Source organism: Arthrobacter sp. G119Y2, from assembly GCF_038069765.1.
Taxonomy (GTDB): domain Bacteria; phylum Actinomycetota; class Actinomycetes; order Actinomycetales; family Micrococcaceae; genus Arthrobacter_B.
In genome coordinates this window covers 57,105-72,047 of record NZ_JBBPFS010000004.1, presented here as the reverse complement: position 1 = coordinate 72,047, position 14,943 = coordinate 57,105, and the positions used below count along the sequence as shown (strand labels likewise).

18 protein-coding genes and 1 tRNA gene are annotated in these 14,943 nt (G+C 65.8%); 8 read left to right on the top strand and 11 right to left on the bottom strand.

Annotated elements, in window-relative coordinates:
• The first annotated feature begins 18 nt into the window (after positions 1-18).
• Positions 19-780, top strand: coding sequence for an SDR family NAD(P)-dependent oxidoreductase (locus WKB88_RS09615; protein ID WP_341394343.1), 762 nt, complete (start codon positions 19-21; stop codon positions 778-780).
• Positions 781-1,182: 402 nt separating this feature from the next.
• On the opposite strand, the gene WKB88_RS09610 is transcribed toward WKB88_RS09615, so the two are convergent.
• From WKB88_RS09610 to WKB88_RS09600, 3 genes are all read right to left on the bottom strand, one after another.
• Positions 1,183-1,728, bottom strand: coding sequence for an AAA family ATPase (locus WKB88_RS09610; protein ID WP_341394342.1), 546 nt, complete (start codon positions 1,726-1,728; stop codon positions 1,183-1,185).
• 283 nt (positions 1,729-2,011) lie between these two features.
• Positions 2,012-3,898: a heavy metal translocating P-type ATPase gene (locus tag WKB88_RS09605; protein WP_341394341.1), complete on the bottom strand. Its 1,887-nt coding sequence runs from the start codon at positions 3,896-3,898 to the stop codon at positions 2,012-2,014.
• Positions 3,899-3,966: 68 nt separating this feature from the next.
• Positions 3,967-4,191, bottom strand: a complete 225-nt coding sequence (locus WKB88_RS09600) for a hypothetical protein (protein ID WP_341394340.1) — start codon at positions 4,189-4,191, stop codon at positions 3,967-3,969.
• A gap of 169 nt (positions 4,192-4,360) precedes the next feature.
• Between WKB88_RS09600 and WKB88_RS09595 the strand changes: the two genes are divergently transcribed.
• Positions 4,361-4,876 (top strand): mycothiol transferase, encoded by a 516-nt coding sequence (locus WKB88_RS09595; RefSeq protein ID WP_341394339.1) that lies wholly within the window; start codon positions 4,361-4,363, stop codon positions 4,874-4,876.
• Positions 4,877-4,950: 74 nt separating this feature from the next.
• On the opposite strand, the gene WKB88_RS09590 is transcribed toward WKB88_RS09595, so the two are convergent.
• On the bottom strand, positions 4,951-5,370 hold the full coding sequence (locus WKB88_RS09590; protein ID WP_341394338.1) for a four-helix bundle copper-binding protein: 420 nt from the start codon (positions 5,368-5,370) through the stop codon (positions 4,951-4,953).
• A gap of 222 nt (positions 5,371-5,592) precedes the next feature.
• Between WKB88_RS09590 and WKB88_RS09585 the strand changes: the two genes are divergently transcribed.
• A tRNA-Ala gene (locus WKB88_RS09585) sits at positions 5,593-5,665 on the top strand.
• Positions 5,666-5,741: 76 nt separating this feature from the next.
• On the opposite strand, the gene arfB is transcribed toward WKB88_RS09585, so the two are convergent.
• Complete coding sequence (arfB, locus tag WKB88_RS09580; protein ID WP_341394337.1) at positions 5,742-6,164, bottom strand: alternative ribosome rescue aminoacyl-tRNA hydrolase ArfB; 423 nt, start codon at positions 6,162-6,164, stop codon at positions 5,742-5,744.
• 47 nt (positions 6,165-6,211) lie between these two features.
• Complete coding sequence (locus WKB88_RS09575; protein WP_341394336.1) at positions 6,212-6,655, bottom strand: MarR family winged helix-turn-helix transcriptional regulator; 444 nt, start codon at positions 6,653-6,655, stop codon at positions 6,212-6,214.
• Positions 6,656-6,717: 62 nt separating this feature from the next.
• On the opposite strand from WKB88_RS09575, the gene WKB88_RS09570 reads away from it, so the two are divergent.
• Entirely contained in the window at positions 6,718-7,086 is a 369-nt protein-coding gene (locus WKB88_RS09570; RefSeq protein ID WP_341394335.1) for a VOC family protein, read from the top strand.
• A 55-nt stretch (positions 7,087-7,141) separates the two neighbouring features.
• On the opposite strand, the gene WKB88_RS09565 is transcribed toward WKB88_RS09570, so the two are convergent.
• Positions 7,142-8,428, bottom strand: a complete 1,287-nt coding sequence (locus WKB88_RS09565) for a Y-family DNA polymerase (protein ID WP_341394334.1) — start codon at positions 8,426-8,428, stop codon at positions 7,142-7,144.
• 45 nt (positions 8,429-8,473) lie between these two features.
• On the bottom strand, positions 8,474-8,905 hold the full coding sequence (locus WKB88_RS09560) for a LexA family protein (RefSeq protein ID WP_341394333.1): 432 nt from the start codon (positions 8,903-8,905) through the stop codon (positions 8,474-8,476).
• 232 nt (positions 8,906-9,137) lie between these two features.
• Between WKB88_RS09560 and WKB88_RS09555 the strand changes: the two genes are divergently transcribed.
• Positions 9,138-10,283, top strand: coding sequence for a glycerol dehydrogenase (locus WKB88_RS09555; RefSeq protein ID WP_341394332.1), 1,146 nt, complete (start codon positions 9,138-9,140; stop codon positions 10,281-10,283).
• A gap of 124 nt (positions 10,284-10,407) precedes the next feature.
• Here WKB88_RS09555 and WKB88_RS09550 read toward each other — a convergent pair whose 3' ends face one another.
• Together WKB88_RS09550 and WKB88_RS09545 are read right to left on the bottom strand one after the other, a co-directional pair.
• Complete coding sequence (locus WKB88_RS09550; RefSeq protein ID WP_341394331.1) at positions 10,408-11,037, bottom strand: HAAS signaling domain-containing protein; 630 nt, start codon at positions 11,035-11,037, stop codon at positions 10,408-10,410.
• A gap of 39 nt (positions 11,038-11,076) precedes the next feature.
• On the bottom strand, positions 11,077-11,787 hold the full coding sequence (locus tag WKB88_RS09545) for a DUF6308 family protein (protein WP_341394330.1): 711 nt from the start codon (positions 11,785-11,787) through the stop codon (positions 11,077-11,079).
• Between the two features lie 49 nt (positions 11,788-11,836).
• Between WKB88_RS09545 and WKB88_RS09540 the strand changes: the two genes are divergently transcribed.
• The 3 genes from WKB88_RS09540 to WKB88_RS09530 all read left to right on the top strand — a co-directional run bounded on the left by WKB88_RS09540 (position 11,837) and on the right by WKB88_RS09530 (position 14,259).
• Positions 11,837-12,382, top strand: a complete 546-nt coding sequence (locus tag WKB88_RS09540) for a GNAT family N-acetyltransferase (RefSeq protein ID WP_341394329.1) — start codon at positions 11,837-11,839, stop codon at positions 12,380-12,382.
• Positions 12,383-12,454: 72 nt separating this feature from the next.
• The gene (locus WKB88_RS09535; RefSeq protein ID WP_341394328.1) at positions 12,455-13,384 is read left to right on the top strand and encodes an ABC transporter ATP-binding protein; all 930 of its coding nucleotides are present in this window, start codon (positions 12,455-12,457) and stop codon (positions 13,382-13,384) included.
• Complete coding sequence (locus WKB88_RS09530) at positions 13,381-14,259, top strand: ABC transporter permease (protein ID WP_341394327.1); 879 nt, start codon at positions 13,381-13,383, stop codon at positions 14,257-14,259. The genes WKB88_RS09535 and WKB88_RS09530 overlap by 4 nt, the downstream gene beginning before the upstream one ends.
• A 24-nt stretch (positions 14,260-14,283) precedes the next feature.
• Here the strand turns inward: WKB88_RS09530 and WKB88_RS09525 are convergent, their stop codons facing one another.
• Complete coding sequence (locus tag WKB88_RS09525; RefSeq protein WP_341394326.1) at positions 14,284-14,871, bottom strand: GNAT family N-acetyltransferase; 588 nt, start codon at positions 14,869-14,871, stop codon at positions 14,284-14,286.
• Between the last annotated feature and the right edge of the window lie 72 nt (positions 14,872-14,943).

Here is a 14,943-nt window from a genome sequence, read left to right as displayed (position 1 = left end):
TCACCCGGAAGGATCACCATGGATCTGCAGCTGACCGGAAAGACCGCGCTGGTGACCGGAGGAACGCGGGGGATTGGCCGGGCCATCGTGGAAACCTTCCTGGCGGAAGGCGCCAACGTGGCCTTCTGCGCCCGCAACGCCTCCCAAGTGGCGGAGACGGAGGAGGTTCTGGCTGCCGTGGGACCGCTGGTGGAGGGCACGGCGGTGGACATGGGGAATGCTGCGGCGGTGGCACGCTGGGTTGAGGGCGCGGCCGAACGCTTTAGCGGAATCGACGCGGTGGTCAGCAACGTCAGCGCCCTCGCCATCGACGATTCCGACGCAGGGTGGCAGGCCTCCCTCGATGTGGATCTGCTGGGCACCGTACGCCTCATGAAGGCAGCGATTCCGCATGTTCGGGGCAGCTCCTCTCCCTCCCTCGTTGCCATCTCCAGCGTCTCCGGACGGGAAGTGGACTTCACCTCCGGCCCCTACGGAACGGTGAAGTCCGCGCTCATTGCGTACATGTCCGGCCTGGCTTTCCAGCTGGCGGACCAGGGGATCCGGGCCAACACCGTTTCGCCCGGAAACACGTATCACGACGGCGGGGTGTGGCAGAGCATCGAGGCAAACAACCCGGAACTCTTCGCCGCGTCGATGGCGCTCAATCCGACGGGCCGGATGGGGGTCCCGCAGGAAGTAGCCGACGCCGTCGTGTTCCTCTCCAGCCCGGTTTCCAGCCGGACAACCGGCGCGAACCTCCTCGTGGACGGCGGGCTCTCGCGCGGTATCCAGTTCTAGGTGCTGGCTTTTTTAGGCAAGGGCTTCGTGAACGTCCCGCGCCTCCGGAGGAACGGAGGGCACCGGCGCCGGTGATTTCGCGCCGCCGAGCGCCCCGCGGAAGATAGGTGATCTGGCACCTGGTCTTTAGGGATGCATCAGCATGCACGGAAAGGGTCGCATTCGTGCACGCCCGTGCGGCAACGCTGACATGTAGTTGCATGCGTTCAGCTGTAGCGTTTGGGCCGCCTTCACCGGGCATTTTTCGCGGGCAGGGACATGCAAACCTCGATGCCAGCATCGGCATGGCAATGTCCCTAGAGGGGAAGGGGCAGCAGCGCGTTTCACCGGGGCGCCGGCTTACGGGCACTTGGATCGCCTTGTGAGTGTGGGTGGTTTCTCAAAAAATCCCAGCGGCCGAACCTAGCCGTTGATCCGGTTCGAAATCCGGCCAAGCATTGAATCTGCGATCTGCTGGGCGGCTTGGTCCGCCGTGATGCCAGTGGTGTCGATGACCTCGGCTGCTTTGTGGAGCCAGGTACGGGCTGCCTCGGCGTACGGCTCCACGTAGGCGAAGCGGAACGTCGAGGGGCCGAGGACTTTGTCGTTCTGTATCCGGTCGCGAAGCGTGGCCTGATCGGCGTGGAGCACGAAATGCTGGACCGGTACGCCGTGCTTGGCAAGACCACCGCTGATCTCCCGCCAATAGCTCTCGACCAGGACAGTCATCGGCATCACGAGTGTGCCTCCGGTGTACTCGAGCACGCGCCGAGCGGTTTCGACAACGAGCGGTCGCCACGGTTCCCAGTGCTGGAAATTATCCGTTGCAGGAAGTCCCGGCTTGATGTCCATGAGCACCTCGCCGACCTTCTCAGCGTCGAAGACGCGTGCGTCGGGCAGTAATTGCTGCAGGAGCGTGCTCGTCGTCGTCTTTCCCGCTCCGTGGGCGCCGTTGAGCCAAATGATCATGGACCGAACTCTAACGCCAAAAGAAATGGCCTTCATGGCACGCCCGCAAGCCGATCGGCTAACAAGTCTGCACCTCCGTGCGCACCCGTGATATAGCCGGGAGCACTACATGGCCCTCGCCTCTCTGTAAATATTTGTAGAAGCGCACCCGGGGCATTTGTGCTTTTATCGTCCCCTCCTGGGCAGGCAACACAGCAGTGAAGACAGATAGATAGCGCACCGGACGACACAGAGAGGCCCCGCTGAAGGGAGCTGGAGCAGTGCTGCAGGCCGCCATTCTTCCCTAGGCCCGCACTTCGCGGACTTTCCGGGACTCCGGCGGAACGGAGGGCACCGGCGCCGCGCTTCTTCCGCCGCCCAGCGCCCGCAGTGCATTCAGGATGGCGGCCAGATCCACCAGCTCCTGGGTCAGGGCCCCGGCAACGGCGGGGATGAATCCAAAGGCGGCGGTGAGCATCAGTCCTACGCTGAGGCTGATGCCCAGCCAGATGCTGCCCAGCGCCACGCGCATGGTCCGCCGGCCGATGTCGACGGCGTCGGCCACTTTGGAGATGTCGTCGGTGACGATCACGGCGTCGGCGGATTCTCCGGCGGCCGTGGATCCGCGGGCACCCATGGCAATTCCGACGTCGGCGGCTGCAAGCACCGGCGCGTCATTCACGCCGTCGCCCACCATGATCACCGGCCGCTGCGGCAGGGCCGCGACCAGGCGGACCTTGTCCTCGGGCAGCAGTTCCGCATGGACCGTGCGGATACCCAGTACGGCCGCGGTGCCTTCCGCCGAGGCCTTGCCGTCTCCGGTCAGCATCACCGGAGACTGCAGCCCGAGTCCCGCCAGACGGTCCAGGGTGGCCTGTGCGTTTTCCCGCGGAGTGTCGCTGAGGGCCAGCGTGCCCGCGAACCGCCCGTCAATCCCGACATAAACCATCAGTTGCCCGGCCGCCGGAGCGCTGACCTCGTCTGGCACTGCAGCCGCGACAAAACGCTGTTTGCCGACCAGCACGGTGCGGCCCCCGATGCTGGCCTGCACTCCGTTGGTTGCCACTTCCGATGCCGAGGCGGCCGGGCGAAGGGCCAGTCCGCGGTCCTGGGCGGCAGTTTGCACCGCGGCAGCCAGCACATGGGAAGAGTACTGCTCGGCGGAGGCAGCGAGCTGCAGCACCTCATCGGCGGTGAACGGCGGCTCGGGATGAACGGATACAAGCCGTGGCCTGCCGTAGGTCAGGGTGCCGGTCTTGTCGAAGGCAATGCTGCGGGCCCGGGCCAGCTGCTGCAGGGTGGCTCCGCCCTTGACGATGATGCCGTTGCGGGCGGACCGGCTCATACCGCCCAGGAAAGCCACCGGGGCGGCGATCAGCAGCGGGCAGGGTGTGGCCAGCACAAGCACCTCGGCGAAGCGCACCGGATCACCGCTGAGGAACCATGCGGCGCCGGCGATAAGCAGGGACACCGCCGTAAAGGGCACCGCGAACCGGTCCGCCAGCCGCACCACGGGTGCTTTGGACTCCGAGGCTTCGCGGACCAGAGCCACGATCCGCTGGTACTGGCTGTCCTCGGTCGTGGCCGTGGCCCGGATGCGGACAGCCTGCGAGCCGTTGACGGAACCGCTCAGCACCGTCTCTCCTGCGGTGCGGGAGACCGGCAGCGATTCGCCGGTCAGCGACGACTCGTCAAAGGAAGCTTCAGCGCTGAGCAGGATGCCGTCCACGGGCACCAGTTCGGAGGGTTTGATGAGCAGGATGTCCCCGACACTGACCTCGGAGGCCGGGATGTCCGCCGGCGTCTCCGTTCCGGGCTGCATCCGGTGCGCTGTCTGCGGTGCCCGTTCCAGCAGGGCATCTAGTTCGCTGCGGGCCCGGCTGGCCGCATAGTCTTCGAGCGCTTCACCCCCGGAGAGCATCAGCACGATGATCAGGGCAGCAACATATTCGCCCACTGCAACGGTGGCGAGAATGGCCAGTACGGCGAGGATGTCCAGTCCCCAGTGGCCGCGGCGCAGGTCACGAATCATCCGGACGCCGGTGGCTGCGGCGACGAGCAGGGCGTAGCCGGAAGCGAGCCAGGCGGCGGCAGCCGGCAGGCCGGCTCCGTGCAGCGCCAGGACTGCCAGCCCGACGGCGATTGTTGCCGCCACCACCGGGTATCGCCGGATCGCTGAGAGTCTCTTCATGCTTTCGTTATAGGCCTGCCGGCGGGGTAATTCCAGCAAGAGAAAGCTTGCCTAACCCGCTTGGAACATCACGGCATCCGGCGGCGGCTCAACAGCCCGGACATGAGGAACGCCAGGCCGGCGGCCAGCGGCCACCAGGAATACATGCTCAGTGTTTCGCCCAGGAAAGCGACCACGAGGATGCCGAGCATGACGGCGATAATCAGGGTCATGCCCACGATGATCCGCACTCTCCCGCGGTTTGGTGACGGCAGGGGCGGAAGCCAGGGAGGACGCTCGTCAGTCCAACTCATCTGGCAATTTTAGGGCCGCGGCCGGCAGATGGAACCGGCCGGCCGCCGAATTTTTTGAGGAGGGCACTTCTGTGCTTCCTCCCTTTCCCGGCGGTACCGGGCGTGAAAGGATGGCCGCGATCCCCCGCCGCAGTCCGGCGCCGAAATGCGACCTACGGAGTCAACCGCCATGGAACAGAGCGATCTTCTCATTGATGCCTTCGGCCGCCTGCCCCAGGCCGTGCGCGGGGCTGTGCACGGCCTGGATGCTGCAGCCCTGAACCACCGCCCGTACCCGGCGGGAAATTCGATTACCTGGCTGATCTGGCACCTGGCGCGGAGCGAAGACGCCCAGATAGCTCCGCTGGCCGGGCACGAGCAGGCGTGGACGGCAGAAGGCTGGTACCAACGCGTCGGGCTGCCGCTGGCGGTGGATGACACCGGCTACGGGCACGATTCGGAGCAGGTGGCCCTGGTTCAGGTCCAGTCGGCCGACGTGCTGCTGGACTACTACGAGGCGGTGCATTCGCGTACGGCCGCCTTTGTCTCCGGTGTGAACGGCGGCGACCTTGACCAGGTGGTGGACACCGCCTGGGATCCGCCCGTCACTCTGGGTGTCCGGCTGGTCAGCATCCTGGGGGACGGCCTGGAGCACGCGGGCCAGGCAGCCTACCTGCGCGGGATGGTTCTGGCGTCGGGCACATAGCCCGGCCCCGCCGTCGTGCCGGCGTTGGGCGGGGGCCTAGTTTGTGCGTACGCCGGGTTCTTTTTGGGGGATCCTCAGCCGCGTTCCAACACCACCAGCAGTTCCTCGCACATGGCGGCGCAGCGGCGGCAGGTTTCCGCGCAGATCCGGCAGTGCCCGTGTGCGGCGGCATGCTGTTCGCACTCTTCGGCGCACCGGCGGCAGGCTGCGGCGCAGGCGCGCAGCAGGGTTGCCGTGCTCCCGTCGTATCCGCCGTACCGGGTTCCGGTGCGCGCTACAGTGGCGCCGGTAGCTGCGCAGATGTCGGCGCAGTTCAGATCCATGCGGATGCACTCGACCATGTCGCCGAGCATGTCTTCACTGAGGCAGGCATCCGCACAGGCGTTGCAGACCTGCACGCAGTCAAAGCAGGCAATAACGCAGGTGGATACGGCCAAGAGGTCTGTTCCGGCGCCGTCGGGCCGTTCGCTGATCACATCTTCGATGAGGGACATGGCACTGCTCCTTTTCGCTTGCGGAATAGAGGTGCGTTTCCGGCCGGCCGGATGCTGGCGGCCGGGCTGTCAGGATAGCCCGGGGTGCGGTTCCGGAGGCAGGGTCGGGCCCGGTTCGGGGGCCTCCGGCGCTCGTTTGGCGGCTGCGATTTGCGCGGGGGCATGGGAGCGGGTCTAGAATCGGGGTTAGCTCTCCGGAGCCGCCCGGCTGGTGCCGGGGAAGGGGCTTTAGCTCAGTTGGTAGAGCGTTTCGTTCGCAATGAAAAGGTCAGGGGTTCGATTCCCCTAAGCTCCACAGGATGCCCCCGCATGTCGGGGGTTTTTTGTAGTCCGGGCAGGCGAAGCTGAACGTGTCACCACCGAAGCAGCCGCTAATCCGTCGGCGGCCTTCTGCGTTGCTGTTTTGTCGCAGCCCGCTGCTTCTTGGCATCGAGGCGCCGATAGTTCGAGCCCCGCGTGGGTTTGGTTTTCCTGCGCAGGGCAGCTTCGGGAGCAAGGGCTTCCGCCACGAGGTCAGCCAGCTTGGCCAGAGCTATCTCCCGGTTGCGCAGCTGTGAGCGCTGTTCAGACGCCGTCACCGTAACCACGCCGTCGATGAGGCGCCGCTGCAGGCGGCTCAGCAGCAGCACCCGCTGGGTCTCCGACAACACCGCCGAATCGGCGATGTTCCAGGACACGGAAGCGCGGCTGTCCGAGGTGTTCACGTGCTGGCCGCCGGGCCCGGAGGAGCGGGAGAACCGCCAGCTCAGCTCTGACGCCGGGATCGTGAGCGCGGGCGAGACCATCAAATCCATGTCACCAGCGTCCCATGCCGGGTCCGGCTATGCGGGGCCCCAAGCTGTCAGCTGCCCGACGCCGGCGCCTCCAAGGCCTCGATACACAGGGACAGTGCCGCGCCCAGCCCTTCGACGCCCTGTGCATCAAGGCGGGAGAGCATTCGGGTTTCCACTTGGTCAACCAGAGCCTGTGCGTCCGCAAGCACCTCAGCTCCCGGTCCCGTGAGCACCGCCGGCAGGGTCCGGCCCGCCGCCGGCCGTGCCGGGCGCTCCACCAGACCCCGGTCCTGCAGGTTTTGCAGCAGGGTGTTCATCGATTGCCGCGTGACGAAGGCGCCCCGGGCGAGCTCAGCCGCGGAAATGCCCGGCTCGCGCTCGAGCAGATGCAGACATACGTACTGCGGAACACTGAGGCCCAGCGGCCGCAGCACCTCATCCATGCGCACCCGAAGCACAGCTTGGGCCTCTTTGAGGAGATATCCGATCTGTGGACGGTCAGGTTTGCTCATGTCAATATCCTGACATACGATGACGTATGTCAGTAACCTGACACATAATCCAAGGAGACACCATGACCGTCACAGGACCCGATTTCATCGCCCTTCAGGTGCGAAGTCTGGAACAGGCCGCAGCTTTTTATGAGGATATGGTCGGCCTGACCCGGGCGCCTGCTTCCCCTCCCGGCGCCGTTGTCTTTGCAACCTCGCCTATAGCTTTTGCCGTGCGTGAAGCGGCGCCCGGAGTGAACCTGGACGCTGTCGAACAGCCGGGATTGGGCGTGGCGCTGTGGCTGCATGACCCGGAGGCGGAGACGCTTCACCGGTCCATGGCCAACGCGGGAGTGCGGATCGTGCAGCCGCCTTTCGAGGGGCCGTTCGGCACCACTTTCACCTTCCTCGATTCCGAAGGATACGCCGTCACGGTGCACAGTCAGGGATAGTTTGCACTTCACTGTTCCGTCTCAGTGCCTGGCTGTGCGAGGAGCATGTGACCGCTTAAACCGCCTTCACCACCGGCAGGTCCGACCACTCCGTGGTGAAGCGCGGGGAGGCGAATTTCCGGGCCATGGTCCAGTCCGGTTTGGCGGAAGCCATCCCGGCCAAACCCAGACCGATGCTGGCGGCGCCGTACTTGTCCGTGACCTGTGCCAGCAGCGGACCGATGTCCGGCTGCTCCGGGCCGGCGTCAAAGAGATCAAACACCGGCTCTGCCCCGGCAGGGGACAGGCCGGTGAGCATAATGCCGGCCTTGGCGTAGGGCGCACCCTCCACCACCTGTGAGTCCATGGCGGTGATGGCGGCGCGGGTCAGCACCAACGGATCGGCTGTGGGCCGCTCGAGCCGCACTGTCGCTGAAGGCGATGATGCCGCCGTCGTATTGAACCGGGACGTCGCGGCAAAGACCGTCATCACCGTGGCTAGCTGCCCCTCCTTCGCCAACCGGATGGCTGCTTTTTGTGCGTAGAGGCTCATGACCTGGCGCATGGATTCGCGGGTGGTCACCGGCGTCGCAAAGCTGCGCGAAAAGAGCACCTGCTGTTTGTCGGCGGATTCGGTTTCCATTGGAATGCACGCGGTGCCGTTCAGCTCCAGCACCGTCCGCTGCAGCACCACGGAGAACTTGGCGCGGATCACGACGGGATCGGCGTCGCGCAGGTCCGCAATCGTGTGAATGCCCAGAGCGTTCAGCCGGGTTCCGTTCCGCGCGCCCACACCCCACAGTCCGGTGACCGGCACCCGGGACATGATGGTGTCGACGACGGCGGGACCCAGGGCGTCCAGGTTGCACACCCCGCCCAGATGCGGATTCTGCTTGGCAATCCGGTTGGCGAACTTGGCCAGGGTTTTGGTGCTGCCAATCCCCACGCAGACGGGCAGCCCGATGTTCCGCGCCACCGCGGCCCGAATTTCGGTTCCGCGGCTGCGCAGCTGTTCATCGGTTCCGTTCAGGTGCAGGAAGCACTCGTCAATGGAATAGATTTCCTGCTCCGAGGAAAAGCGGGCCAGCAGCTGCATCACCCGCGAACTCAGGTCTCCGTACAGTTCATAGTTGCTCGAGCGCTGCACCAGGCCCAGTTTTGGTGCGGCCTCGGCCAGCTTGAACCACGGCTCTCCGGTTTTGATGCCCAGGGCCTTGGCTTCATCGGAGCGCGCCACCACGCAACCGTCATTGTTGGACAGCACCACTACCGGAATGCCGGCGAGCGACGGATCAAAAACGCGCTCGCAGGAAACATAAAAGCTGTTGACGTCCACCAGAGCGAACCGCTGCTGCTCAGCCACGGCGAGCTCCTCGGCTGCGGCCGCACCAACCGGCGGTACTGCAAGCTAGACGTGGTGCAGGCACCGGGTCACCACGCCCCACACTGACAGTTCGGCCGGATCCGGCACCGGAATATCCGTTGAACCGGGGCTGTCCGCATGCAGGAAGATGCCCTGGCCGGTGAGCAGCAAACGCCGGATGGTCAGCTCGCCGTTGAGGACGGCGACGACGACGGAACCGTCCTTGGGCGTCAGGGAACGGTCCACGATAATCTCGTCGCCGTCGCTGATGCCGGCGCCGTCCATGGCATCGCCGGAAACCCGCATGATGAACGTCGACGTCGCATCCCGGATCAGATGCCGGTTCAGGTCGATGCCGGCGTCGTAATAGTCCTGGGCCGGGGAGGCGAAGCCGGCCGGCAGGGTGGAGGAGCGGGTTGCTGCTCCCTCTTCCCCGCCGCTCGGGCGCTGGGAAGGGTTCGAGGAAAAGACTGCCATGACCCGCCTCCCTAGAACACACTTTCGAATGCCTTCAGGTTAGCACCGCCGCCGCCGGGCCGGGCTGCCGCCGCGCAATTCCTGCACCGAACCGGAAGCTTCCGCCTGACGTTCACTTGGGTGGGCCCGCCCCGGGTTGCAGTACTGTTCCCTAGCCGTGGCTATGGCCCGCCCCCTACGCTGAAATCCGGGCGGCGGCGCAGCCGTCCCAGACGTGGGTCAGGAGCTCAATATGAAGCAGGCACCAGTTCGTACCGTGATCAGTCCCGGCCGCTACGTCCAGGGGGCGGGCGCCATTCACCGCCTGGGCGAGTTTCTGGCGCAGATCGGGAAGAAACCGCTGTTGGTGGCCGACGACGTCGTCTGGGGTTTCGTGAGTCATGACATCACCGTCTCGCTGCAGGTGCAGGAACTGCCGGTGACCCGGGAAGTCTTCAACGGCACCCCCACTGCTGCCGAGATTGACCGGTTGACCCAGGCCATCCGTGCAGCCGAAGCCGATGTGGTGGTGGGCGTCGGCGGAGGCAGCACCATCGATGCGTGCAAGGCCGCCGGAGATGCGGCCGGGATCCGCTGGGCCTCGGTGCCGACGGTTGCGTCAACCGATGCGCCGACCTCCGCCCTCGCCGTCGTGTACACCGCCGACGGTGCGTTCGAGGAGTACCGGTTCTTTTCCCGGAACCCGGACCTGGTGCTGGTGGACTCACAGATTGTCGCCAACGCCCCGGCGTCGTTCCTCGCCTACGGGGTGGGGGATGCGCTTGCCACCTGGCTTGAAGCCCGGGCCACGGCAGCCTCCTTCTCGCTGACCATGGCCGGCGGGCTTCCGACCGAGACCGGAACCGCTCTGGCCCGTTTGAGCTGGGACGTGCTGTGGGAATTCGCGCTGCCGGCGCTGGATGCGGCCCGTGACCATGTGGTCACGCCGGCGCTGGAGAAGGTCATTGAGGCCAACACCCTGCTCTCGGGCCTCGGGTTTGAATCCGGGGGACTGGCGGCAGCGCACGCCATCCACAACGGCCTGACCGCCGCGCCGCAGACGCACGGACTCGCCCACGGGCAGAAGGTCAATATCGGGTCTTTGACGCAGCTGGTGCTTGAGGGCGCCCCCACCGCGGAGGTCAGGGACTTTGTCGAGTTCACCACCCGGGTCGGCCTGCCGAACACTCTCACCGAGGTGGGCTTGTCCGTGGACGACGCGCGGGAACTGGATTTGGTGGCGGAGGCCGCCACGGTGCCGGGTGAAACCATGAAGTCGATGCCGTTTGACGTTGGTCCCGCGGACGTGGTGGCGGCGCTGAAGTCCATCGAACGTTTTTCCCGGCGGGTGCGGCGGGAAGCGGGCCTCCCCGAGCCCGTCCCGTATAAGGCGCATTGAGGCAGCTGCATTCTCGTTCCCGCGGGTCTGCCGTGCAATCGTTGGCCTGTTGGCGTTAACCCTCTCTCTGCTGCTGGATGGTCTCGCTAGCAAGGAACAGCCAAAGCGCGGCTTTAGTCATCGGCTAGGGCTGGCCTGCGGGAGCCGAAGCCGGCGCCGACGTACCTGCGGGGCTGGGCACAGCTGGTTCGGAGGTGGACCCATCGCCGGTGGTAAGCGAAAACAGCGCCAGCGTGGCCAGGATTCCGATGGCCAGGTACGCCACGATGAGCACGCTGCTGCTGATCGTGATGACCAGGGCACTGCGCGGGCGGGGACGGCGCCTGACCAGGGCGATAATTGCCAGCACGAGCGACAGGCCTGCCAGCGGGAGGAAAAGGGGCAACAGGAACACCGATAGGATCAGTGAAACCAGCGCCACGATGCCCGACGGCGTTCCCAGCCACGCGCTGTCGGCCTGCGTTGGCGGTGGCACGCTTTGGGGCGCCGCGTTTTTTGCCCTTTCCGCTGCCGAAGCACCCGCCGCGGCGATGCGTTCCACCGGACCCAAGCCGGCCAGAATGTCCTGCACCTGAGCCGTGGTGGGCGGGCCGGGCAGCGCGGCCGCAGCGGAGGTGATGTGTTCCGTCACGGCGTCGAGGACTTCGGCGCGGTCTTCGGTCCCGGCCAGCATCCGGTCCAGATCCTGCAGATACGCCCGGACCAGGGGGTGGGCAACGATGTGCTCGGGATGAGTGTCCGCGTCCGCGTTCATGGCAGTTCCTTCAGTTGGGTAGTTGTGCGGGCGAACGGCTCAGGTTTCAATGTCCTCAGCCTGCGGCTCGAAACCCTGCCGCTTGCCGTGCATCCAGAGCACGATGTCCAGCTCCCGCAGGTCGGTAATCGGCTCGGTGATTCCCGACTTGGCTCGGATCTCGGCCAGCCGCTCGGCCAGCACGCCGTCGGCATAGGACGTGTGCCAGTAGAGCCACTGGTCCTTGGGGCCGGGCAGCGCGGTCACCCGGCGGATGATGGAATCGTAGACCGGGATCAGCCGCGGCCTTTTCCGGGCCATGATCTTGCTGGTGGTGCTGGGGCCAACTCCCCACCCGGCGTCGTCAGCCTTGCCGCGGAGCAGGTTCCACAGCTGGCGGGCGGGGCTGTCAGCGCCCAGGTCTCGCACCGGATCGGCGTCGGGCAGGTCCACGTCTGCGGGAATCTGCGCCAGGAGATCGGAGATTTCCTCCGCCCGCGTCTCCAAGACGGCTACTGCGGTCCGCGGCGGAATCTTCACCGACCTGAAGGATGCTGCTACGAGGTCATCGGCGGTAATCCGGTTCACGGTTTCGGGGGCATCGCCTCCGCCGGCCCAGGAATCGAACCGGGAGCTGCTGCGGACCATTCCGGTGCGCGGCATAATCTCGGTGAAGAAATCCCGCAGATTCTGCGCTGCCGTATCAACGGTGATTTCGCCCGTCGAAATAACGCGTTTCATGGTTCCCCCGTCGGTGGGTTGGAAAGTCATAAAGCAGGTGTTGCTTCCACACCCTACTGTCGTTCTCTAGAGTTCGACCATGCCCATTACCTTCAGCCCCATGGCCAACTCCGAGCAGGATTCCCGTGACCTGGTGGAGTTTCTCACGTCCAACCGGTTTCCGTTCCACGTGCGGGCCCGGCATTCGGAGGAGTCGGCGCGGGAGTCCGTGGCCAGCGGGCGCTTCTGGTCGGAGGAATCCCTCGGCTACTGGATTAACGACGGCGCCTCCCGGATTGGGCTGGTGGTCCTGGAAGACCTCGACGAGGACACTCCCATGTTTGATTTACGCCTGGCCGAGGAGTTCCGCGGCAAGGGTCTGGGGCCGAAGGTGCTCACCGCGCTGTGCGCCAAGGTGTTTGAGCAGTTCCCGGAACCGGTGCGGTTTGAGGGCCAGACACGGGAGGACAACATCGCCATGCGCAAAACCTTCCTCCGGACCGGATTCCTGAAGGAAGCCCACTACCGTCTGGGCTGGCCCACCGCTGAAGGTCCCCGGGTAGCCTCCGTCGCCTACGCCATCCTGCGCCAGGACTGGGAAAGCAAGGACACCACATCGTTCGAATGGGATGACCTGCCGGCCTGACCGGGGAACCGCCCGCCTGCCCGTAGACTCTGGAGAAATAACCGGCCGCCGGCCGAGAAATTCGGGGGAATTGTGAGCACGGAAACGGCCATCTCGGTCCGCGGACTGACAAAGAAATACGGCGCCACCACCGCAGTCGACGATCTGTCCTTCGACGTGCAGGCCGGCACGGTTTTCGCTTTCCTCGGCACAAATGGAGCCGGCAAATCCACCACCATTTCCTGCCTGACCACGGTCATTCCCTTCAACGCCGGAGAGGCATCGGTGGACGGCGACGACGTGCGCACCGCAGGCGGCGCCGTGCGGAAGAACATCGGCGTGGTTTTTCAGGATTCGGTCCTGGACCCGCTACTCACCGGCCGGGAGAACCTGCGGACGCGTGCCCGGTTCTACTCCCCGGACACGGGGGCCAACGAGGCCCGGATTACGGAGCTAAGCGCGCTGATCGGTCTCGAGGAGTTTGTGGACCGCCCCTACGGCACGTACTCCGGCGGCCAGCGCCGGCGCGTGGACATTGCCCGCGCACTGCTGCATTCGCCGTCGATCCTCTTCCTGGATGAACCCACCGCCGGTCTGGACCCCGCCAGCCGGGCCCTGGTCTGGTCCACCATCCGCGAGCTGCGGGACCGCCACGGCCTCACCGTCTTCCTGACCACGCACTACATGGAGGAAACCGAAGAAGCGGACCGGGTCTGCATCATTGAACGCGGCAGGATCATCGCCGACGGAACTCCCGCCCAGCTGCGCGCGCGGCACAGCAGCTCAATCCTCAGCATCACCACCGACGACCGCCCCGCGCTGCTGGCTCTCGCGGCGGAGGAGGGTGCCGGGGTCCGGGATGAGGACGACGGCGGCGCGGTGCGGCTGGTGGCCGGCGACGCCGCCGCGGCACGCCGCATCCTGAACCGGCACGGAGACCACGTCCTGGACTTTGAGTTCCGGCACGGCACCATGGACGACGTGTTCCTGGCGCTCACCGGACGCGAGGGGGAAGCAGCATGAGCGTGGTCCTCACCCTGATGTCCCGCAACCTCCGCCTCTTCTTCCGTGACCGGCTGGGCGTTTTCTTTTCGCTGCTCTCGGCGCTGATCCTGTTCCTGCTCTACACCCTGTTCCTCGGCAGCGGGCAGGTGGATGATCTGCAGCAGTCCTTTCCCGGCGCCACCGAGGCCGAGGTGAAGGGCTTTGTGGACACCTGGATGTTCGCCGGCATTGTCGGGATCACCTCCATCACCACCGGCCTGGGTGCCATGAACGTCTTTGTGGAGGATTCGGCGTCCGGCCGGTTCCGGGACTTCCTGGTATCACCGATCCGCCGCGAAAAACTGATCCTCGGCTATCTGCTCTCCGCCGGCGTCGTGGCCCTGATCATGACCACCGTGGTGCTGATCATCAGCCTCGTATACCTGTATCTGGTGGACGGGGTGAGCTTCGGTCCCGCGCAAATTGCCACGGTGTACGGCTTTTTGGCGCTGAGCTGTCTGGCATTCGCGGCGCTGAGTGCGTTTGTGGTTTCCTTTGTCCGCACAGCCGGAGCCTATTCCGCGCTGTCCACCATTGTGGGAACGATCCTGGGCTTCCTGGCCGGTGCCTACATTCCCGTGGGCGCACTGCCCGAAGGTGTCCGGGCGGTCATCAACGCGCTGCCGTTTATGCAGGCGTCGGTTCCGGTCCGGCAGGAGATGACGGCGGATTCGCTGCAGGCCATGGCCGGCGACCAGCCCGGCGCCGTGGCGGAACTGCAGGAGCTCTTCGGCATCACGGCAACCATGGGGGACTGGGAGATCAGCAACGGCTACGTGGTGGCTGTCCTGAGCGTCATGGCGGTGGTGTTTACCCTGCTGGCGGCCGTGCAGATCCGCCGGCGCATCGCCTAGAGCCGCATCCGGACATCGAATGGCTTAGGGCCGCGGGTCACCCGCGAGCATCGCCATGCTGATGGCGTCCACCCACTCGCCCTCCCAGAACAGGGCCTCGCGCTGGCGGCCCTCAACAGTGAAGCCTGCCTTTTCGTACGCGCGCTGCGCCCGCGGATTGAAGGCGAAAACCTCCAGTGCCACCCGGTGCAGGCCCAGAACATCAAACGCATGCGCGACGACGGCGCGGGTCGCCTCCGTGCCGTACCCCTGGCCCAGCACCTCGGCCGGTGCCAGTGCGATCCGGAAGCCGACGGATTCGTTGTCCGGGTCCAGGTCATTCAGCACGACCTCGCCCAGATACTGCTCCCGGCGGTACCGCTCATCCGGGTTGCGGTCATCGGCGAGCCGGATGACGGCCCAGTCAGCCCGGTCGTGCCGTCCGGCCAGTCCTGCCAGCCAAGTCCGGATCTGCGCCGGCGCGAAATTCGCGTGCGTTCCGGTCAGACGCATAGCTTCCTCATCCTGCAGGCCCGCCCAGGCGCCGTCGAAATGCTCCGGGCCCAGCGGCTCCAGGCGCAGCCGCTCGGTGGTCAGGGTGGCCTGGCGGGCGAAGAGGTTTTCGGAAATCACCGGGCCAGCCTAGCTGTCGGGTGGCTGGTCCCGTGAAATGAGACGGGATAGGCGTCCAGGGGGCGGGGCAGG

Coding starts and splice junctions, on each gene's coding strand:
- WKB88_RS09550 (WP_341394331.1), bottom strand. CDS start 11,037: ATGAACGCGGACGCGGACACTCATCCCGAGCACATCGTTGCCCACCCC.
- WKB88_RS09605 (WP_341394341.1), bottom strand. CDS start 3,898: ATGAAGAGACTCTCAGCGATCCGGCGATACCCGGTGGTGGCGGCAACA.
- WKB88_RS09615 (WP_341394343.1), top strand. CDS start 19: ATGGATCTGCAGCTGACCGGAAAGACCGCGCTGGTGACCGGAGGAACG.
- WKB88_RS09570 (WP_341394335.1), top strand. CDS start 6,718: ATGACCGTCACAGGACCCGATTTCATCGCCCTTCAGGTGCGAAGTCTG.
- WKB88_RS09575 (WP_341394336.1), bottom strand. CDS start 6,655: ATGAGCAAACCTGACCGTCCACAGATCGGATATCTCCTCAAAGAGGCC.
- WKB88_RS09590 (WP_341394338.1), bottom strand. CDS start 5,370: ATGTCCCTCATCGAAGATGTGATCAGCGAACGGCCCGACGGCGCCGGA.
- WKB88_RS09610 (WP_341394342.1), bottom strand. CDS start 1,728: ATGATCATTTGGCTCAACGGCGCCCACGGAGCGGGAAAGACGACGACG.
- WKB88_RS09530 (WP_341394327.1), top strand. CDS start 13,381: ATGAGCGTGGTCCTCACCCTGATGTCCCGCAACCTCCGCCTCTTCTTC.
- WKB88_RS09540 (WP_341394329.1), top strand. CDS start 11,837: ATGCCCATTACCTTCAGCCCCATGGCCAACTCCGAGCAGGATTCCCGT.
- WKB88_RS09545 (WP_341394330.1), bottom strand. CDS start 11,787: ATGACTTTCCAACCCACCGACGGGGGAACCATGAAACGCGTTATTTCG.
- arfB (WP_341394337.1), bottom strand. CDS start 6,164: ATGGATTTGATGGTCTCGCCCGCGCTCACGATCCCGGCGTCAGAGCTG.
- WKB88_RS09595 (WP_341394339.1), top strand. CDS start 4,361: ATGGAACAGAGCGATCTTCTCATTGATGCCTTCGGCCGCCTGCCCCAG.
- WKB88_RS09555 (WP_341394332.1), top strand. CDS start 9,138: ATGAAGCAGGCACCAGTTCGTACCGTGATCAGTCCCGGCCGCTACGTC.
- WKB88_RS09600 (WP_341394340.1), bottom strand. CDS start 4,191: ATGAGTTGGACTGACGAGCGTCCTCCCTGGCTTCCGCCCCTGCCGTCA.
- WKB88_RS09560 (WP_341394333.1), bottom strand. CDS start 8,905: ATGGCAGTCTTTTCCTCGAACCCTTCCCAGCGCCCGAGCGGCGGGGAA.